Annotated in this window: 16 protein-coding genes; 9 read left to right on the top strand and 7 right to left on the bottom strand. The window is 60.8% G+C overall.

The window, feature by feature from the left end; genetic code table 11:
- Positions 1 to 9 precede the first annotated feature (9 nt).
- From lpxK to IH404_RS17185, 4 genes are all read right to left on the bottom strand, one after another.
- Entirely contained in the window at positions 10 to 1,020 is a 1,011-nt protein-coding gene (gene lpxK, locus IH404_RS17170; protein ID WP_194438565.1) for a tetraacyldisaccharide 4'-kinase, read from the bottom strand.
- Positions 1,020 to 1,448 carry a biopolymer transporter ExbD gene (locus IH404_RS17175; protein WP_005789054.1) on the bottom strand — a complete coding sequence of 143 codons (429 nt, stop codon included), beginning with the start codon at positions 1,446 to 1,448 and terminating at the stop codon, positions 1,020 to 1,022. The genes lpxK and IH404_RS17175 overlap by 1 nt, the downstream gene beginning before the upstream one ends.
- A complete protein-coding gene (locus IH404_RS17180) occupies positions 1,445 to 2,080 on the bottom strand; it encodes a MotA/TolQ/ExbB proton channel family protein (protein ID WP_005789055.1) in 636 nt (211 codons plus the stop codon). Before IH404_RS17180 ends, IH404_RS17175 begins: the two co-directional genes overlap by 4 nt.
- Before the next feature lie 109 nt (positions 2,081 to 2,189).
- Complete coding sequence (locus IH404_RS17185; protein WP_194438567.1) at positions 2,190 to 4,415, bottom strand: DNA internalization-related competence protein ComEC/Rec2; 2,226 nt, start codon at positions 4,413 to 4,415, stop codon at positions 2,190 to 2,192.
- Between the two features lie 135 nt (positions 4,416 to 4,550).
- Here IH404_RS17185 and IH404_RS17190 point away from each other — a divergent pair, with 135 nt between their 5' ends.
- Entirely contained in the window at positions 4,551 to 5,066 is a 516-nt protein-coding gene (locus tag IH404_RS17190) for a DUF2062 domain-containing protein (protein ID WP_005789057.1), read from the top strand.
- 3 nt (positions 5,067 to 5,069) lie between these two features.
- Here IH404_RS17190 and IH404_RS17195 read toward each other — a convergent pair whose 3' ends face one another.
- The gene (locus IH404_RS17195) at positions 5,070 to 6,428 is read right to left on the bottom strand and encodes a sensor histidine kinase (protein ID WP_194440687.1); all 1,359 of its coding nucleotides are present in this window, start codon (positions 6,426 to 6,428) and stop codon (positions 5,070 to 5,072) included.
- Positions 6,415 to 7,143 carry a response regulator transcription factor gene (locus IH404_RS17200; protein WP_005789059.1) on the bottom strand — a complete coding sequence of 243 codons (729 nt, stop codon included), beginning with the start codon at positions 7,141 to 7,143 and terminating at the stop codon, positions 6,415 to 6,417. The genes IH404_RS17195 and IH404_RS17200 overlap by 14 nt, the downstream gene beginning before the upstream one ends.
- Positions 7,144 to 7,348: 205 nt before the next feature.
- Here IH404_RS17200 and IH404_RS17205 point away from each other — a divergent pair, with 205 nt between their 5' ends.
- The 5 genes from IH404_RS17205 to IH404_RS17225 all read left to right on the top strand — a co-directional run bounded on the left by IH404_RS17205 (position 7,349) and on the right by IH404_RS17225 (position 13,196).
- On the top strand, positions 7,349 to 10,102 hold the full coding sequence (locus IH404_RS17205; protein WP_005789060.1) for a response regulator: 2,754 nt from the start codon (positions 7,349 to 7,351) through the stop codon (positions 10,100 to 10,102).
- Between the two features lie 97 nt (positions 10,103 to 10,199).
- Positions 10,200 to 11,192 (top strand): 2-hydroxyacid dehydrogenase, encoded by a 993-nt coding sequence (locus IH404_RS17210; RefSeq protein ID WP_194438570.1) that lies wholly within the window; start codon positions 10,200 to 10,202, stop codon positions 11,190 to 11,192.
- Positions 11,193 to 11,364: 172 nt separating this feature from the next.
- Positions 11,365 to 11,778, top strand: a complete 414-nt coding sequence (locus IH404_RS17215) for a hypothetical protein (protein WP_194438572.1) — start codon at positions 11,365 to 11,367, stop codon at positions 11,776 to 11,778.
- 576 nt (positions 11,779 to 12,354) lie between these two features.
- The gene (locus IH404_RS17220; protein ID WP_005789062.1) at positions 12,355 to 12,795 is read left to right on the top strand and encodes a hypothetical protein; all 441 of its coding nucleotides are present in this window, start codon (positions 12,355 to 12,357) and stop codon (positions 12,793 to 12,795) included.
- Positions 12,792 to 13,196 (top strand): META domain-containing protein, encoded by a 405-nt coding sequence (locus tag IH404_RS17225; protein ID WP_005789063.1) that lies wholly within the window; start codon positions 12,792 to 12,794, stop codon positions 13,194 to 13,196. The genes IH404_RS17220 and IH404_RS17225 overlap by 4 nt, the downstream gene beginning before the upstream one ends.
- A gap of 79 nt (positions 13,197 to 13,275) precedes the next feature.
- Here the strand turns inward: IH404_RS17225 and IH404_RS17230 are convergent, their stop codons facing one another.
- Positions 13,276 to 13,737, bottom strand: a complete 462-nt coding sequence (locus IH404_RS17230; RefSeq protein ID WP_005789064.1) for a TlpA disulfide reductase family protein — start codon at positions 13,735 to 13,737, stop codon at positions 13,276 to 13,278.
- Between the two features lie 115 nt (positions 13,738 to 13,852).
- On the opposite strand from IH404_RS17230, the gene arsC reads away from it, so the two are divergent.
- The 3 genes from arsC to IH404_RS17245 are packed head-to-tail and all read left to right on the top strand — an operon-like array spanning position 13,853 to position 15,220.
- Complete coding sequence (gene arsC / locus IH404_RS17235; RefSeq protein ID WP_078821654.1) at positions 13,853 to 14,206, top strand: arsenate reductase (glutaredoxin); 354 nt, start codon at positions 13,853 to 13,855, stop codon at positions 14,204 to 14,206.
- Positions 14,203 to 14,817, top strand: coding sequence for an NAD(P)H:quinone oxidoreductase (gene wrbA, locus IH404_RS17240; RefSeq protein WP_005789066.1), 615 nt, complete (start codon positions 14,203 to 14,205; stop codon positions 14,815 to 14,817). The genes arsC and wrbA overlap by 4 nt, the downstream gene beginning before the upstream one ends.
- Positions 14,801 to 15,220, top strand: coding sequence for a DUF2069 domain-containing protein (locus tag IH404_RS17245; protein ID WP_194438573.1), 420 nt, complete (start codon positions 14,801 to 14,803; stop codon positions 15,218 to 15,220). Before wrbA ends, IH404_RS17245 begins: the two co-directional genes overlap by 17 nt.
- Positions 15,221 to 15,263 lie beyond the last annotated feature (43 nt).

Here is a 15,263-nt window from a genome sequence, read left to right on the forward strand (position 1 = left end):
AAAGAAGCGTTAAGGCAATAGACGGTTGGGCAGCAGACGCATCAACTGCGTGTCGAACCAGGCGACGAACGCTGGCGACGGCACCGCATCCACCGCAAGGTACCACCAGTCGGGCTGGGCAAAGGCGCGGCACTTCACCGCGTCCTTTTCGGTCATGACCAGCGGCAATGACGGGGTAAAATTCAAGACCTCGGCGCTGTAGGGCGCATGGTCGGCAAAAGCATGGGGCAGCGGCTGCCAGTGTAGCGTTTCAAGGGTATTGAAGAAACGTTGCGGATTGCCGATACCGGCGACCGCATGCACCTGTTGGCCCGGCGCAAAGTGCGTGACGGGCTGGCGCTCGCCGCTGCGCAGGTTGACCAGCGCGGTGGGCTGCAGTCGGAACGCAAAACCATCCTCACGGTCCGAACCGGCACCGTTATAGAGCAACGCATCTACACTTTGCAGGCGCTCCACCGGCTCGCGCAACGGCCCGGCCGGCAGGCAGCGACGATTGCCGAGGCCACGGGCAGCGTCGATCAGCACCAGTTCGAGATCGCGGGCCAGGCGGTAATGCTGCAGGCCGTCGTCGGAGAGGATCAGGTCCAGCGGTTCACTGGCCAAGAGGGCCTTTACCGCGCGGCTGCGGTCGGGGTCGATCATCAGCGCTACGCCGCTGCGCTGCACGATCAGCAAGGGCTCGTCGCCGGCCACCTCGGCACTGTGGCTGGCCTCGACCCGCCACGGCAACTGCGGCGGCTGGGCACCGTAGCCACGGCTGACCACGCCCACGCGCAAACCGCTACGACGGCAATGCTCGATCAACCACAGGATCAGCGGCGTCTTGCCGGTGCCTCCCACGGTGATATTGCCGACCACCACCACCGGCACCGGCGATTGATAAATCTCGCCCTCGCCTGCCACGAAGCGCGCACGCTTGCGTTGCACCACGCGGCGATACAGTGACTCCAGCGGCCGCAACAGCACCAATGCCGGATGGCCCTCGTACCAGGCCTTGAGCAAACGATCGGACATGGCCATCAGGGCGGGCTCGCCGCCTCGACGGTGGTCATGCGCAAATGGCTGAAGCCGAGCTTGCCGGCCGCGTCCATGGCGGTGATCACCGCTTGGTGCTGGGTCTTGCCATCAGCACTGATCGACAGCGGTAGCTGGGTGTCGCCACCGGACTCCTTCTGCAAGGCCTCCATCAGGCCGGCGAGGTCGTTTTTCTGCAGCAATTGGTTATTCACTGAAAATACGCCTTCTGCGCTGATGGCGATATCCAGTTGCTTGACCTGCTGGTCTTCGGCAGGTGAACCGCTCACCGCCTCCGGCAAGTCGACACGCAGCTGGGTTTCCCGGGTGAAGGTGGTGGTCACGACAAAGAACAGCAGCAGGATGAACACCACGTCGATCAATGACGCTAGGTTGATATCGACATTTTCCCGTTGCTTGCGGCGAAATTTCACGCTTTGCCCTCGACCAGGTCTACGTCACGATCGCCCTGCACCACTTCCACCAGCTTGATGGCCTCCTGTTCCATGCCAACCACCAGTTCGTCGATGCGACGCTGCAGGAAGCGGTGGAAGAACACCGAAGGAATCCCCACCATCAGGCCGGCGGCGGTGGTGATCAATGCCTTGGAAATCCCCCCGGCCAATACTGCCGCGTTGGTGGTCATGCCCGAGCCCATGAACGAGCTGAAGATATCGATCATGCCCAGCACCGTGCCGAGCAAACCGAGCAGCGGCGCCATGGCGGCAATGGTGCCGAGGGCATTGATGTAGCGCTCCAGTTCATGGATAACCCGGGCAGCCGCTTCTTCGATGCACTCTTTCATGATCTCGCGACCATGCTTGGAGTTGGCCAGGCCGGCGGCGAGGATTTCACCCAGCGGCGAATTGGCGCGCAGCTCCTTGAGTTTTTGCTTGTCGAGCTGTTTGTTCTTGATCCAGCCCCAGACCTGCCCCAGCAGGTGTTCAGGGGTCACGCGACTGGCGCGCAGGGTCCACAGGCGTTCGGCGACGATGCCGAGTGCGGCGATGGAGCTCAGAATGATCGGCAACATCATCCAGCCGCCGGATTTGACCAATTCCCACACAGTGAATGTCCCCTCGAAAAAGTGCGCCACTTTACCATATAGGTTCGGCAGCGGGGTTCGTCGGCAACAGGCCCGCCTGTCGCGACCCTGAGTCTTTGGTAACGCTGGGTTACGGTAACGGTTCGCGCCAGAAACGACGTTGACTGCGCGCAACCGTTGGTGGCGTGTATGCCCCCAGGCGCAGCCGTACAGCGCCTTGCTCGGCACTGTCATATACCCGGCTACCCAGCGCCTGATAGCGCTTCAGCACCTGCGGATGCGGATGGCCGAACGCGTTGCCGCGCCCCCGGGAAATCAGCACCGCGGTTGGCGCCAGCCGCTGCAGGAAAGCCCAGGACGAAGAACTACGGCTGCCATGGTGCGGGGCTTGCAGCCAGTCGGTCGGAACCGCCAGCGGCGAGGCCAGAAATGCTTGCTCGGCGGCGCGATCGATATCACCGGTGAGCAGCAGGCGTTCGCCGTTGGCCTGGACCTGCAATACACAGGATTTCGGATTGCCCTCGATAGCACCAGGCCATTGCCACAGTTCGAATGCCACGCCGTCCCACTTCCAATGTTCACCACTCCTGCAGGGTTGCGTAGCGAGAAACGCTGGCAGCCCTTCGGTTTCACCGCCCACCACACGCTTGACGGGCAGGCCACGGGCCACCGCCGCGGCACCGCCGGCATGATCGGCATCGGCATGACTGAGCAGCATCATGTCCAACTGCCCTACCCCGAGCTTCTGCAACGACGGCAAGACCACGCGCGCGCCCAGATCGACAGGCCCCGAGCGCGGCCCGGCATCGTAGAGCAAGGTGTGATGGCGGGTACGCAGGATCAGTGCCTGGCCCTGGCCGACATCCAGTTGCAACACCTCCATCTGGCCATGGGGCACCCCATCTCTGGGTGGAAACACTGCCACCAATAGCATGGGCCAACCCAGAACTCGGAATGGCAGCCCCTTGGGCAACAACACAATCACTGCGCCCGCCAGGCTCACCAGCCAATACCTCAAAGGCACCTCAGCCGGTACCCAGGCCGGCAGTTGTGCAGCGAGCAGCGCCAGGCCCTTGAACAATCCGTCCAGTGCGCCACCGGCCAGCCACAACACGCCCTCGCCGACCAACGGCACCCACAGCAGCGCCGTGCCCAGCAGCGCCAAAGGCAGTACTACCAGGCTGATCCAGGGCACGGCGAACAGATTGGCCGCTGGGGCACTAAGGCTGATGGGCAACCCCAACACCAGCAGGACCGGAAACAAGCCAATTGCGATCAACCACTGGGGACGGGTCCAGATTTGCCAGACGCTCCACGGCCCCAGGCGCCCGCTGAATGCCAGCACCAACACCGCGACCGCCGCAAACGACAACCAGAACCCCGGCTGTAGACTGGCCAGGGGTTCGATGAGCAACACGCCATTCAACGCCAGCAACAACGGCCACCACACCCCCAAATGGCGAAAACGCAAACGCCACAGCAGCACCAGGCCCACCATCACACAAGCCCGCTGCACCGGCACGCCGAACCCTGCCAGCAGGCCATAGCCCAACGCCCCGGCAAACGCCAATCCGCACGCCCATGGCAGCCATGGCCAGCCTCGCGGCCAGCAACCATAGCGCGCCAACATCGCGATCAAGCCGTAGATCAACCCCGCCAACAAGCCAATGTGCTGTCCGGAAATCACCAGCAGATGCACCGTGCCGGTGTTCTGCAACACCTGCCAATCCTCAGGTGCAAGCCCGGAACCGTCGCCCAGCACCAACGCCGCCAGGCCCGCCTCGCGGCCGTGCGCTTCCACGGCCATCAGGCGCTGGCGAACCGCATCACGCCAGGCATTGCGCGCCGGCGCCAGGCGCTCACCATCCTTCACCGTCGCGCTGGCGCCGATACGCTGGGCCAGCAGCCAGGCTTCGTGGTCAAAGCCATGAAAATTGAGCAGGCCGGCGGGCCGCTTGAGCGTCAGTGCCAGACGCCAGTACTCGCCGCTGTTTACGGTCGGCCCGCCGTGCCAGGACACCCGGATACGTTTGGGCAGCCGTGCATTGCGCGACCGACTGTCGGCCAACTCGAAACGCACGCCCGTGCCGGTCTGCTGCGGCAAGCCGATGACACGCCCTTGTACCCAGCGCGTCTGCCCGTCCAGCGCCGGTTGCAATCGATCATCCAGCGCCCACTGTGCGCTGATGCAGGCCCAACTCAGGCCGACCAGAAAAAACGCCACGGGATAGGTGCGAAAAGGCAGCAGCATCAAGGCCAGTATCAGCATGGCCAGCAACCCGGCGCCAGACGGCAATGCGGGTAACCAGCGCAATACCAGCAACCCCAGCGCCAGCGCGAACATCCCTGTTTTCATGAATCATCCTTTTCCAGTGATCCATTCAGTCTTAGCCGGCTGACCGATAGCGCCTATGATGTTTTGTCACAAAGTCTGAATTTTCTGTTTATAGAATCCGGGCATACTTGCCCTTCAAATTGACCTGGACCCCTTATGCCCCGGCGCTTATTCAAACGGTACATGCCCGATCCCAGCAGCATCAGGGAACACAAGTCATTACAGTTTCTTGGCACCCTGCTGCATGATCCGAACCTCTGGCACCTGAACCGGCATTCGGTGGCTCGCGCCATGGCGGTGGGTTTATTCGCGGCGTTTATACCGATTCCTTTGCAGATGCTGCTTGCGGCGATCCTTGCGATCACTGTGCGCGGCAATATGCCGATAGCAGTCAGCCTGGTGTGGCTGACCAATCCGGTCACCATGCCGGTGGTATTCGTCTGTACCTACCTGACCGGCGCCTGGCTGATGAATGTGCCGCCACGCAGCCTGCCCGACGACCTGACCTGGGAATGGATCAGCGGCCAGTTGAGCACGCTCTGGCAACCGTTTCTGCTGGGTTCGGTGGTACTGGGGCTGGTGCTGGGGGCGCTGGCTTATTGCTTGACCATGGCCTACTGGCGCTGGTGGGTCGCGCACCAGTGGAAGAAACGCAAGCTGCGTCGCCGTTGACGGTTAACGGGCCGGCAAGCGTATATGTACGCGCAAACCCGGCCCGCAGTTCTGCGCCCATAAGCGCCCGCCCTGACGCTGCACGGCGTTGCGGGCAATGCTCAAGCCCAGGCCGAACCCGCCGTCGCCGGGCCGCGAGCCGTCCAACCGGGTAAAGGGCGCGAAGATAGTTTCCAAATCCTGCTCATCAATACCGCCGCCCTGGTCCTGTAGCCAGATATGCCAATAGTCCCCTTCGCGGCAGCCATCAAGTAGCACGGTGCCCTCGGCTGGCGAGTGGCGTATGGCGTTGCGCAGGATATTTTCCAGGGCCTGGGCCAGTGCATTCAGGTTGCCGCGCACCCAACTGTCGGCCGGCAACAGACATGGCAGGCGCGATGCCGGCCAGTGGCTTTCGAAACAGGCATTTTCGCGCAACATGTCCCACAACGCCTGGAGCTGAATGTCTTCCTGGGGCAGCGGCGCTGTTTCGCTGTCGAGCCAGGCCAGTTGCAGACTGTCTTCCACCAGGCGCTGCATGGCGTCGATTTCCCGACCCAGGCGCTCACGCAGCCTGGCCGGGTCTTGCTCGCTGTCGCAGGCCACCCGCAGGCGGCTCAAAGGCGTGCGCAATTCATGGGACATGTCGCGCAGCAACTGCTGTTGCAAGCGCACCGTGCCCTGCAAGCGTTCAGACATATGGTCAAAGGCGCGCCCCAGCTCCCCGAGCTCATCCTGGCGACTGGTCGCATCCCGGGACATACGCGTATTCAACTGATCTGCACGCCAGGCATTGGCCTGCTCGCGCAATTGATTGAGCGGCATGATCAGCAGCCGATAAAGGCCGATGCACAGCAACAAGGTAAACAGGCCCGGGATGACGCCATTGGTCACCACCCGCCAGAACAGTTGATAACGCCCCGGCATAAAGCGCTGCGGCAACTCGATCACCAGCGACCCCATCCCCGGATCAACCGGAAACGGTACCTTCATCCACGGCAAACCGATGACATGCCGGCTGACCGGCCAATCCAGCCCGCGTAAAAAGGTCAGGCGCTGGCTTTCCTTGTCGCTGAGCGGCGTGCTGCCCAGGGATTGCAAATCGTTGCCGATCACACCCACCCAGGTGGTTTCACGCTTGGCCATCAATTGCAACCAGGCATCCACGCCGGCGCGGCCTTGTGTACTCCACGCCAGTTCGGCACCTGCAGCGTAACCGCTGAGGATCTCCCGCGACTTGTCGGACAGGTAAGCACTCTGCCGCTCCATGTAGCGGCCCCACGACCAACTGAGCCAAATCATCAGCAAACAGAAGGCGATCAACAGGCAGGCCAGCTTCCAGAACAATGAGTGTTTGCCAGGCAGCCGCTCAAAGCCCTTCATCATGACCGCTCAGCACATAGCCCTTGCCCCACACTGTACGCACTTCACGCTCGGCGTAGCCGATGGCCTTGAGTTTGCGGCGAATCTGACTGACGTGCATGTCGAGGCTGCGGTCATGGGGTGCATAACCGCGCTGCAGCACGTGTTGATACAGGAAGGCTTTGCTGAGCACTTCTTCAACATTGCGCTGCAGGGTTTCCAGCAGCCGGTATTCGCTGCGCGTCAACCCGGCCCAGTGTTGCTGGCAGGCCACATCACAGCGCTCATCGTCAAACTGCAACACCCGGGCATCCTCACGCATCACCGGGCGCGGCGGCTCGGGGCGGCGATCCAGGGCCACGCGGCGCAGGATGGCTTCAATGCGCACACGCAGCTCTACCATGCTGAACGGTTTGGGCAGGTAGTCGTCCGCCCCCAGGCGAAAACCGCTGATGCGATCGGCTTCAGCGCCCAGGGCCGACATCAGGATCACCGGCATGGCATGGCTCTTGCGCAAATGGGTGAGGATCGACAAGCCGTCGAGCCCCGGCAGCAGGATGTCCATCAACACCAGGTCGAACGCCTGCTCGCAAGCCATTTGCAGGCCCTGCTGGCCGTTGCGGCACCACGTCACCTGAAAACCACTGCGGCCAAGTTGCTCATGCACGTAGGCACCCAGCACGGGGTCATCTTCGATGGTCAGGATTGTGGGTAGGCCAACTGCTGCGGGAGTCATTAGCGTCTGCAAGTCATTCTCAATCACTGATTATTCAAGATTAAACGTTCACAGGCAATCGCCACCCGGCGCCGAATGGCCCGAAGATTGCCGCATGTCATTAATTTGCAAGATTCCAGGTCGTGCAAATGGCTACACTGCGCAGGTGGCGCGGGCCGGATGCCTGTGTGGATAATGGATAACAACGTGGTAGCAGGAGAGTGGCGTGCTTAGAAGAATGGGGATAAAAGGCCGCGTACTGTTGCTGACCTTATTACCGACCAGCCTGATGGCTCTGTTGTTGGGAGGCTATTTCACCTGGATGCAACTCTCGGAGTTGCAGAGCCAGTTGTTGCAGCGCGGCGAAATGATTGCCGAGCAATTGGCGCCATTGGTAGCGCCGGCCCTGGGCCACAAGAACGCCGAGCTGCTGGAGCGCATCGCCACCCAGTCCCTGGAGCAACCGGACGTGCGCGCCGTGTCGTTCCTGGCGCCAGACCGTTCGTCCCTGGCCCACGCCGGCCCGACCATGCTCAACCCACCACCCACCGGCAACAGTTCGCGCCTGTTGCAGCGCACCGGCAACGATGCCACCCGCTATCTGCTGCCGGTATTCGGCCGCCATCGCAACCTCGCCGGCGACGTGATCCCGGATGAGGCAGACCGCCTGCTGGGCTGGGTCGAAGTGGAGCTGTCCCACAATGGCATGTTGCTGCGCGGCTACCGCAGCCTGTTCGCCAGCCTGTTGTTGATCGCCATCGGCCTGATGTTCACCGCAGCGCTCGCCCTGCGGATCAGCCGTACCATCAATTCGCCGATTGGCCAGATCAAGCAAGCCGTGGCCCAGCTCAAAGACGGCAACCTGGAAACACGCCTGCCGCCCCTGGGCAGCCAGGAACTGGACCAGCTCGCATCGGGTATCAACCGCATGGCCGAAACCCTGCAGAACGCCCAGGAAGAACTGCAACACAGCATCGACCAAGCCACCGAGGACGTACGCCAGAACCTGGAGACCATCGAGATCCAGAACATCGAGCTGGACCTGGCGCGCAAGGAGGCCCTGGAGGCCAGCCGTATCAAGTCCGAGTTCCTGGCCAATATGAGCCATGAGATCCGCACGCCGCTCAACGGCATCCTCGGTTTTACTCATCTGCTGCAAAAAAGCGAGCTGTCGCCGCGCCAGCTGGATTACCTGGGCACTATTGAAAAATCCGCCGATAACCTGCTGGGCATCATCAACGAAATCCTCGATTTCTCGAAGATCGAGGCCGGCAAGCTGGTGCTCGACAGCGTGCCGTTCAACCTGCGGGACTTGCTGCAAGACACCCTGACCATCCTCGCCCCCGCCGCCCATGCCAAGCAGCTTGAATTGGTGAGCCTGGTGTACCGCGATACGCCGCTGGCGTTGGTGGGCGACCCGCTGCGCCTCAAGCAGATCCTGACCAACCTGATCAGCAACGCGATCAAGTTCACCCGCGAAGGCACCATCGTCGCCCGGGCGATGGTCGAGGACGAACAGGAGGACAGCGTGCAATTGCGCATCAGCGTGCAAGACACCGGCATAGGCCTGTCCAACCAGGATGTGCGCGCGCTGTTCCAGGCGTTCAGCCAGGCCGACAACTCGCTGTCGCGCCAGCCTGGCGGCACCGGTCTGGGCCTGGTGATTTCCAAGCGTTTGATCGAGCAGATGGGCGGTGAAATCGGCGTCGACAGCACGCCGGGTGAAGGCTCGGAATTCTGGATCAGCCTGAACCTGCCCAAGACCCGCGACGACGTCGAAGACCTGCCCGCCCCGCCGCTGCTGGGTCGCCGCGTGGCCGTACTGGAAAACCACGAGCTGGCGCGCCAGGCCCTGCAACACCAACTGGAAGACTGCGGCCTGGAAGTCACACCCTTCAATACCTTGGAAAGCCTGACCAACGGCATCACCAGTGCGCACCAGACCGAACAGGCCATCAGCCTGGCGGTGCTCGGCGTGACGGCCAATGACATTCCGCCCGAGCGTCTCAACCAGCACTTGTGGGACCTTGAACACCTGGGTTGCAAGGTGCTGGTGCTGTGCCCGACCACCGAGCAGATGCTGTTCAACCAATCGGTACCCAACCCCAACAGCCAATTGCAGGCCAAGCCAGCCTGCACACGCAAGCTGCGCCGCTCCCTGGCCGACCTGATCAGCCCCCGCCCTTCACGCAGCGAGCCGGGTGAGCCGCTGTCCAGCCGTGCGCCGCGTGTGCTGTGCGTGGACGACAACCCGGCGAACCTGTTGCTGGTACAAACCCTGCTGGAAGACATGGGCGCCAAGGTGCAGGCGGTCGAGAGCGGTTACGCGGCCATTGATGCGGTGAAGCAGGAAACCTTCGATCTGGTATTGATGGATGTACAAATGCCCGGCATGGACGGCCGCCAAAGCACCGAGGCGATCCGCCAGTGGGAAAGCGAGCGCCACGGCACGCCGCTGCCGGTGGTGGCCCTCACGGCTCACGCCATGGCCAATGAAAAACGCGCCCTGTTGCAGAGCGGCATGGACGACTACCTGACCAAGCCCATCAGCGAGCGGCAACTGGCCCAGGTGGTGTTGAAGTGGACCGGCCTGGCCCTGCGTAACCAGGGCCCGGAACGCGTCAACGACGGCCTGGCTCAGGGTGTGCAACTGCTGGTGCTCGACCACGAGGAGGGCCTGCGCCTGGCCGCCAACAAGGCCGACCTGGCCGCCGACATGCTCGCCATGCTGCTGGCCTCCCTGGAAGCCGACCGCCTGGCAATTACCGTCGCCCGCGAAGCCAATGACAATCACGCCTTGATCGAGCGCGTGCACCGACTGCACGGCGCCACGCGCTACTGTGGCGTGCCGCAATTGCGCGCGGCATGCCAACGCGCTGAAACCCTGCTCAAGCAGGACGATGCCAAGGCCATGGCCGCGCTGGATGAACTGGACATGGCGATTGCGCGGCTGGCCAGTGAAGCCAGAGTCAGCGCCTGACGCAATTTTATGGACAACACCAATCAAAATGTGGGGGCAAGCCCCCTCCCACATTTAGTCAGCATTTCCATCGTGTAAATTGCAGGGAGCCTTCTTGATGCGCGTCATTCTGTTCAGCAGCCAGACCTACGACCGTGACAGTTTTCTCGGTGAACCGCTCCCCTCGGCCCTGGAGCTGCAATTCCAACCCGCCCGCCTCAACCTCGACACCGTAGCCCTGGCCGAACACCATGAGGTGGTCTGCGCCTTTATCAACGACGACCTCAGCGCCCCGGTGCTGGAGCAACTGGCCAAGGGCGGTACACGCCTGATTGCCCTGCGTTCGGCCGGCTACAACCATGTGGACTTGGTCGCCGCCAAACGCCTGGGCCTGAGCATCGTGCGCGTGCCCGCCTATTCGCCCCACGCCGTGGCCGAACACGCCGTGGCGCTGATCCTGGCTCTCAACCGCCGCCTGCACCGCGCCTACAACCGTACCCGTGATGGCGACTTCAGCCTTCATGGGCTCACCGGTTTCGATCTGGTCGGCAAAACCGTCGGCGTGGTCGGCACCGGGCAGATCGGCGCGACCTTCGCCAGGATCATGGCCGGCTTCGGCTGCCAATTGCTGGCTTATGACCCCTTCCCCAACCCACACGTCCAGGCCCTGGGCGCTCGCTACGTCAGCCTGCCCGACTTGCTGGCCGAGGCGCAGATCATCAGCCTGCACTGCCCGTTGACTGCCGACAGCAAACACCTGATCAACGCCCGTTCCCTGGCGCACATGCAGCCCGGTGCAATGCTGATCAACACCGGCCGCGGTGGCTTGGTCGATACGCCCGCGCTGATCGAAGCTCTCAAGGAGGGCCAATTGGGCTACCTGGGGCTGGACGTTTATGAAGAAGAAGCCCAGCTGTTTTTCGAGGACCGCTCGGACCTGCCCCTGCAAGACGACGTACTCGCGCGTCTGCTGACCTTCCCCAACGTGATCATCACTGCGCACCAGGCATTTCTCACCCGTGAAGCCCTGGCGGCGATTGCCGGCACGACGCTGGCCAACATTGTGGCGTGGGCCGATGGTCGGGCGCAGAACATAGTTACCCACCGATAACGATAAGCTTCTGACCTTCATGATAGCCTCCTTGAATAAAAGCGATAAAAGCTTACCTTGCACAGAGAGCCCAACAGTTTTATATTTTCATGAGCATTACTCTAAAACGATCACAAAAGAAAAAAAGTTGAGATCTTAAACAAAAATAGACACATAACAACCGGAGCCACGGATGAGCAACCCCTTCAACCCACTCGACTGGTTAAATAGTACCCAAGAGTGGTTTACGAAAGCCGAACGTTCTAGCGGCTTCAGACCTTATCTAATATTTGTAATGATGAGTTTCGTTGCAGGCATCTCATTACTAGTTGCATTCCCTGAACGGCAAACCATTGAAATTGCCGGCCTGACATTAATGCTTGGATCAGCAGCATCGTTCATACCTTTATACTACTTCAAAGCGGTAAAAGACCCTGACTTTTGCCGCTCCGAAACACATGTACAAGAAGTGAAAAAAATAGAACTTGAAATGATGGGCTCAGAATCAAAACCAATCAAAGGTGAAATTTTAGAACACAAAGCTTTAACCGAATCAATAAGCGAGCCACTCCAAATTGATTCCGTTGCTCGCGAGGTACAGCAGTGAATTTTTATATCGTCTCATTCGACCGGCCACTTGGCACCTCATACAAAAACTTTCACGACGCCTTCACAAAATCTACCGGGCTTACCATTTGGTGGCACTATATTAAATCGAGCTACATCATAGGAACCAATAAGCTTTCCGCTTCAGAGATATCATCACTCTTCGTCAGTTGTGCAAAGGAAACAAAAGTTCCGACCACCCACATCGTTGTGAAAATCGACCCTAACGAGAGGCAAGGAATGTTACCTAAGGAAGCATGGAGTTGGTTTAAAGAAAACTCGAAAAAATAGCGCCCCACTTAAGCGCCGGACAAGAAAGGTGCCCTGAAAGCTCAGGGCATCACATCCCCTTCACACTTCTTAAACTCACATTGAGTACAACCAGAGCTGAAACCTCACTTAAAGACAACATTATGACCACGACAAAACAATCTCTCTAAGAAAGTCGATGAAATATCTTCATACTTATAAAGCACCTAAACGTTAATCACCCAGTTAGTCGCCCGGGTACCAGATTATCTAATTTAATAAAAAGTGCGTAAGCCATGATAGAATGCCGCGCCTATTTGGAGGATCCATGGCCGAACACGATTTCCGCTTCAGCTTGCTGAGCCCGCAACACACCCTGATCGAATGCCGCGCCCTCGTGCCGGGCCGTTACCAGGTCACCGGCAACGGTGGTTCGATCAAGCACGGTGACGTGCTGATCGTCACCCTGCGCGGCAGTAAAACCCTGTCGATGCGCCTGACCGTCGAAGGTGACGCGCGCTACTCCATCCGCCCGGCGGGCCAATGGGTCGCCATGGCCCAGGGGCCGAAATTCGGCGAACTGGAAATTCACACCTGGAAGGTCAACTGCGACAGCTGCGACGCCGTGCTGGAGTTTGAATTTTCGGTGGAAACCAAGCTGACCAAAGAGCCGCTGCAACCGGCCGCCAATGCGCGCATCAAAGAACTCGGCTGGGCCAGTGAAGGCGACAAGCACCGCTGCCCGAAATGCCAGCAGGCCGCACAATGAAGGGCCCGCTGCTGCTCGCCGCAATCGGCGCGGCTCTGACGGGTTGTGCTACCGACGGCCCGAAGCTCGAACGCGACCACAGCTACGTGGTGGAGTGGATCGGTGAGCGCCCGCTGATGGACTACGCGCACCTGACCGTCACCCTTGGCGCTGATGGCCGCGCCTACGGCAACGGCGGCTGCAATCACTGGTTTGCACCGTATACCGTCGAGGGTGACAAGCTCAGCTTCGGACCTATCGGCAGCACCCGCAAAATGTGCGCCGAGGCGTTGATGGAGCAGGAGCACCGCTTCTTCCAGGCCCTGCAAGGCGTGCAGCGCTGGGACATCTCGCCGATCGAACAGACGCGGTTCTGGCCAGCCGAGGGCAAGCCGATTCGTTTATGGCTTGAAGAGGGCTGATATCCCCAATCTTTGGATTGATGGGATCTCAATGTGGGAGGGGGCTTGCTCCCTCCCACACTTTCTCTGAGGTGTTGCTTTAACCGCGCAGGGCCTTGAGCTTGGCCAGCACCCCTTCTGCGGTCTGCTCACCCATCAACTGCTCACGCACCTTGCCCTTGTCGTCGATGATGTAGGTCACCGGCAATGCCTCACTGCGTGGAATCTCGAAGATCCCGTCCGGGTTCTGGGCCAGGACCGTGAACTTGATCCCCAGCTTGTCGCTGGCGGCCTTCAGTTCCTCACCCTGCACGTTGTCGAAGTTAACCCCGAATACCTCCACACCTTGCCCTTTCAGTTGCTCGGCCAAGGCATTGAGCTCGGGGATTTCCGTGCGGCACGGGCCACACCATTCGGCCCAGTAGTTAACCACCAGCCACTGTTTGTCCAGGCGTTCGGCCGCCACTTTCTGGCCATATTGGTCAACGCCGTAATCGTTACCGCAGCCGCTGAGCAGCAGGGTTGTGATGATCGCCAATGCACCGATCAGTCGCCTTGTCATGGGGTATTCCTTCGCAAAAATGAACGTTGGCTGCGACCTATCGCCTCTTACGGTTTAAGGACAGGCGCCAGCGCAGGTAGAATACCCGCCACCTTACGCAAGATGCGACCCGCACATGACCGATCTGACGCTTTATCACAACCCGCGCTGCTCGAAATCCCGCGGTGCGCTCGAACTGCTTGAAGCTCGCGGCCTCAACCCGACCGTGGTGCGCTACCTGGAAACCCCGCTGGACGCCGCGCAAATCCAGGCCCTGCTCAAAAAACTCGGGATCAGCGCGCGCCAACTGCTGCGCACCGGCGAAGAGGAATACAAAACCCTCAACCTGGCCGATGCCAACTTGAGCGAAGCGCAATTGATCGCCGCTATTGCCGGGCACCCCAAGCTGATGGAACGCCCGATCCTGGCAACTGCCGACAAAGCCATCATTGGCCGCCCACCCGAGAACGTATTGGAGATTCTGCCGTGACCACGCCCTATGTGCTGGTGCTGTATTACAGCCGCAACGGCTCGGTAAGCGAAATGGCCCGGCAGATTGCCCGGGGGATCGAACAAGGCGGCATGGAAGCACGTCTGCGCACGGTGCCGGCGATTTCCACCGAGTGCGAAGCGGTTGCGCCGAGCATTCCCGAGGAAGGCGCGCTGTATGCCAGCCTGGATGATCTGAAGCACTGCTCAGGCCTGGCCCTGGGCAGCCCGACACGCTTTGGCAACATGGCTGCACCGCTCAAGTACTTCCTCGACGGCACCAGCAACCTGTGGCTCACCGGTGCCCTGGTCGGCAAGCCCGCCGGCGTGTTCACCTCTACCGCCAGCCTGCATGGCGGCCAGGAAACCACGCTGATGTCGATGTTACTGCCGCTGCTGCACCACGGCATGTTGATCACCGGTCTGCCTTACAGCGAACAGGCACTGCTTGATACCCAGGGCGGCGGCACGCCATACGGCGCCAGCCACCATTCCGGGCCTGACGGCAAGCGGCTGCTCGATCAACATGAAATCACCCTGTGCCGGGCCCTGGGCCTGCGCCTGGCCAAGACCGCCACGCTGCTGGAGCACGGCCGTGGCCAGGAAGCCTAAAGTCCTGCCGCCCCAGGCGTGGCTGGAACCGCGGGTCAAGGTTGCACGCGCACTGAGCCTGCTGGCGTTTTTTGCCCTGGTGGGCCTGTTGTGCGTGTATTACCTGTTGATTGCCGACCTTCACGGGGCGCGCCCATGGGTGATCCTGCTGATCGAACTGGTGCCGCTGCTGGTACTGGCGCCAGGGATGATGATCGGCAGTGCGCGCGGGCATTCGTGGATGTGCTTTGTGGTGAATCTGTATTTCATCAAGGGCGCGCTGGCGGCGTACGACCCGAACCGCCAGTGGTTCGGGGTGTTGGAGATGCTGGCGAGCCTGGCGGTGTTTTGCACGGCGCTGTTGTATGTGCGTTGGCGGCATCAGTTGAATCGGCAGTTGGCTGCAGAACCTGTATCGGCCTGAAGTCCGCTATCGCAGGCAAGCCAGCTCCCACATTTTGATAGGC

This window comes from Pseudomonas sp. OST1909 (assembly GCF_015277575.1).
GTDB lineage: Bacteria > Pseudomonadota > Gammaproteobacteria > Pseudomonadales > Pseudomonadaceae > Aquipseudomonas > Aquipseudomonas synxantha_A.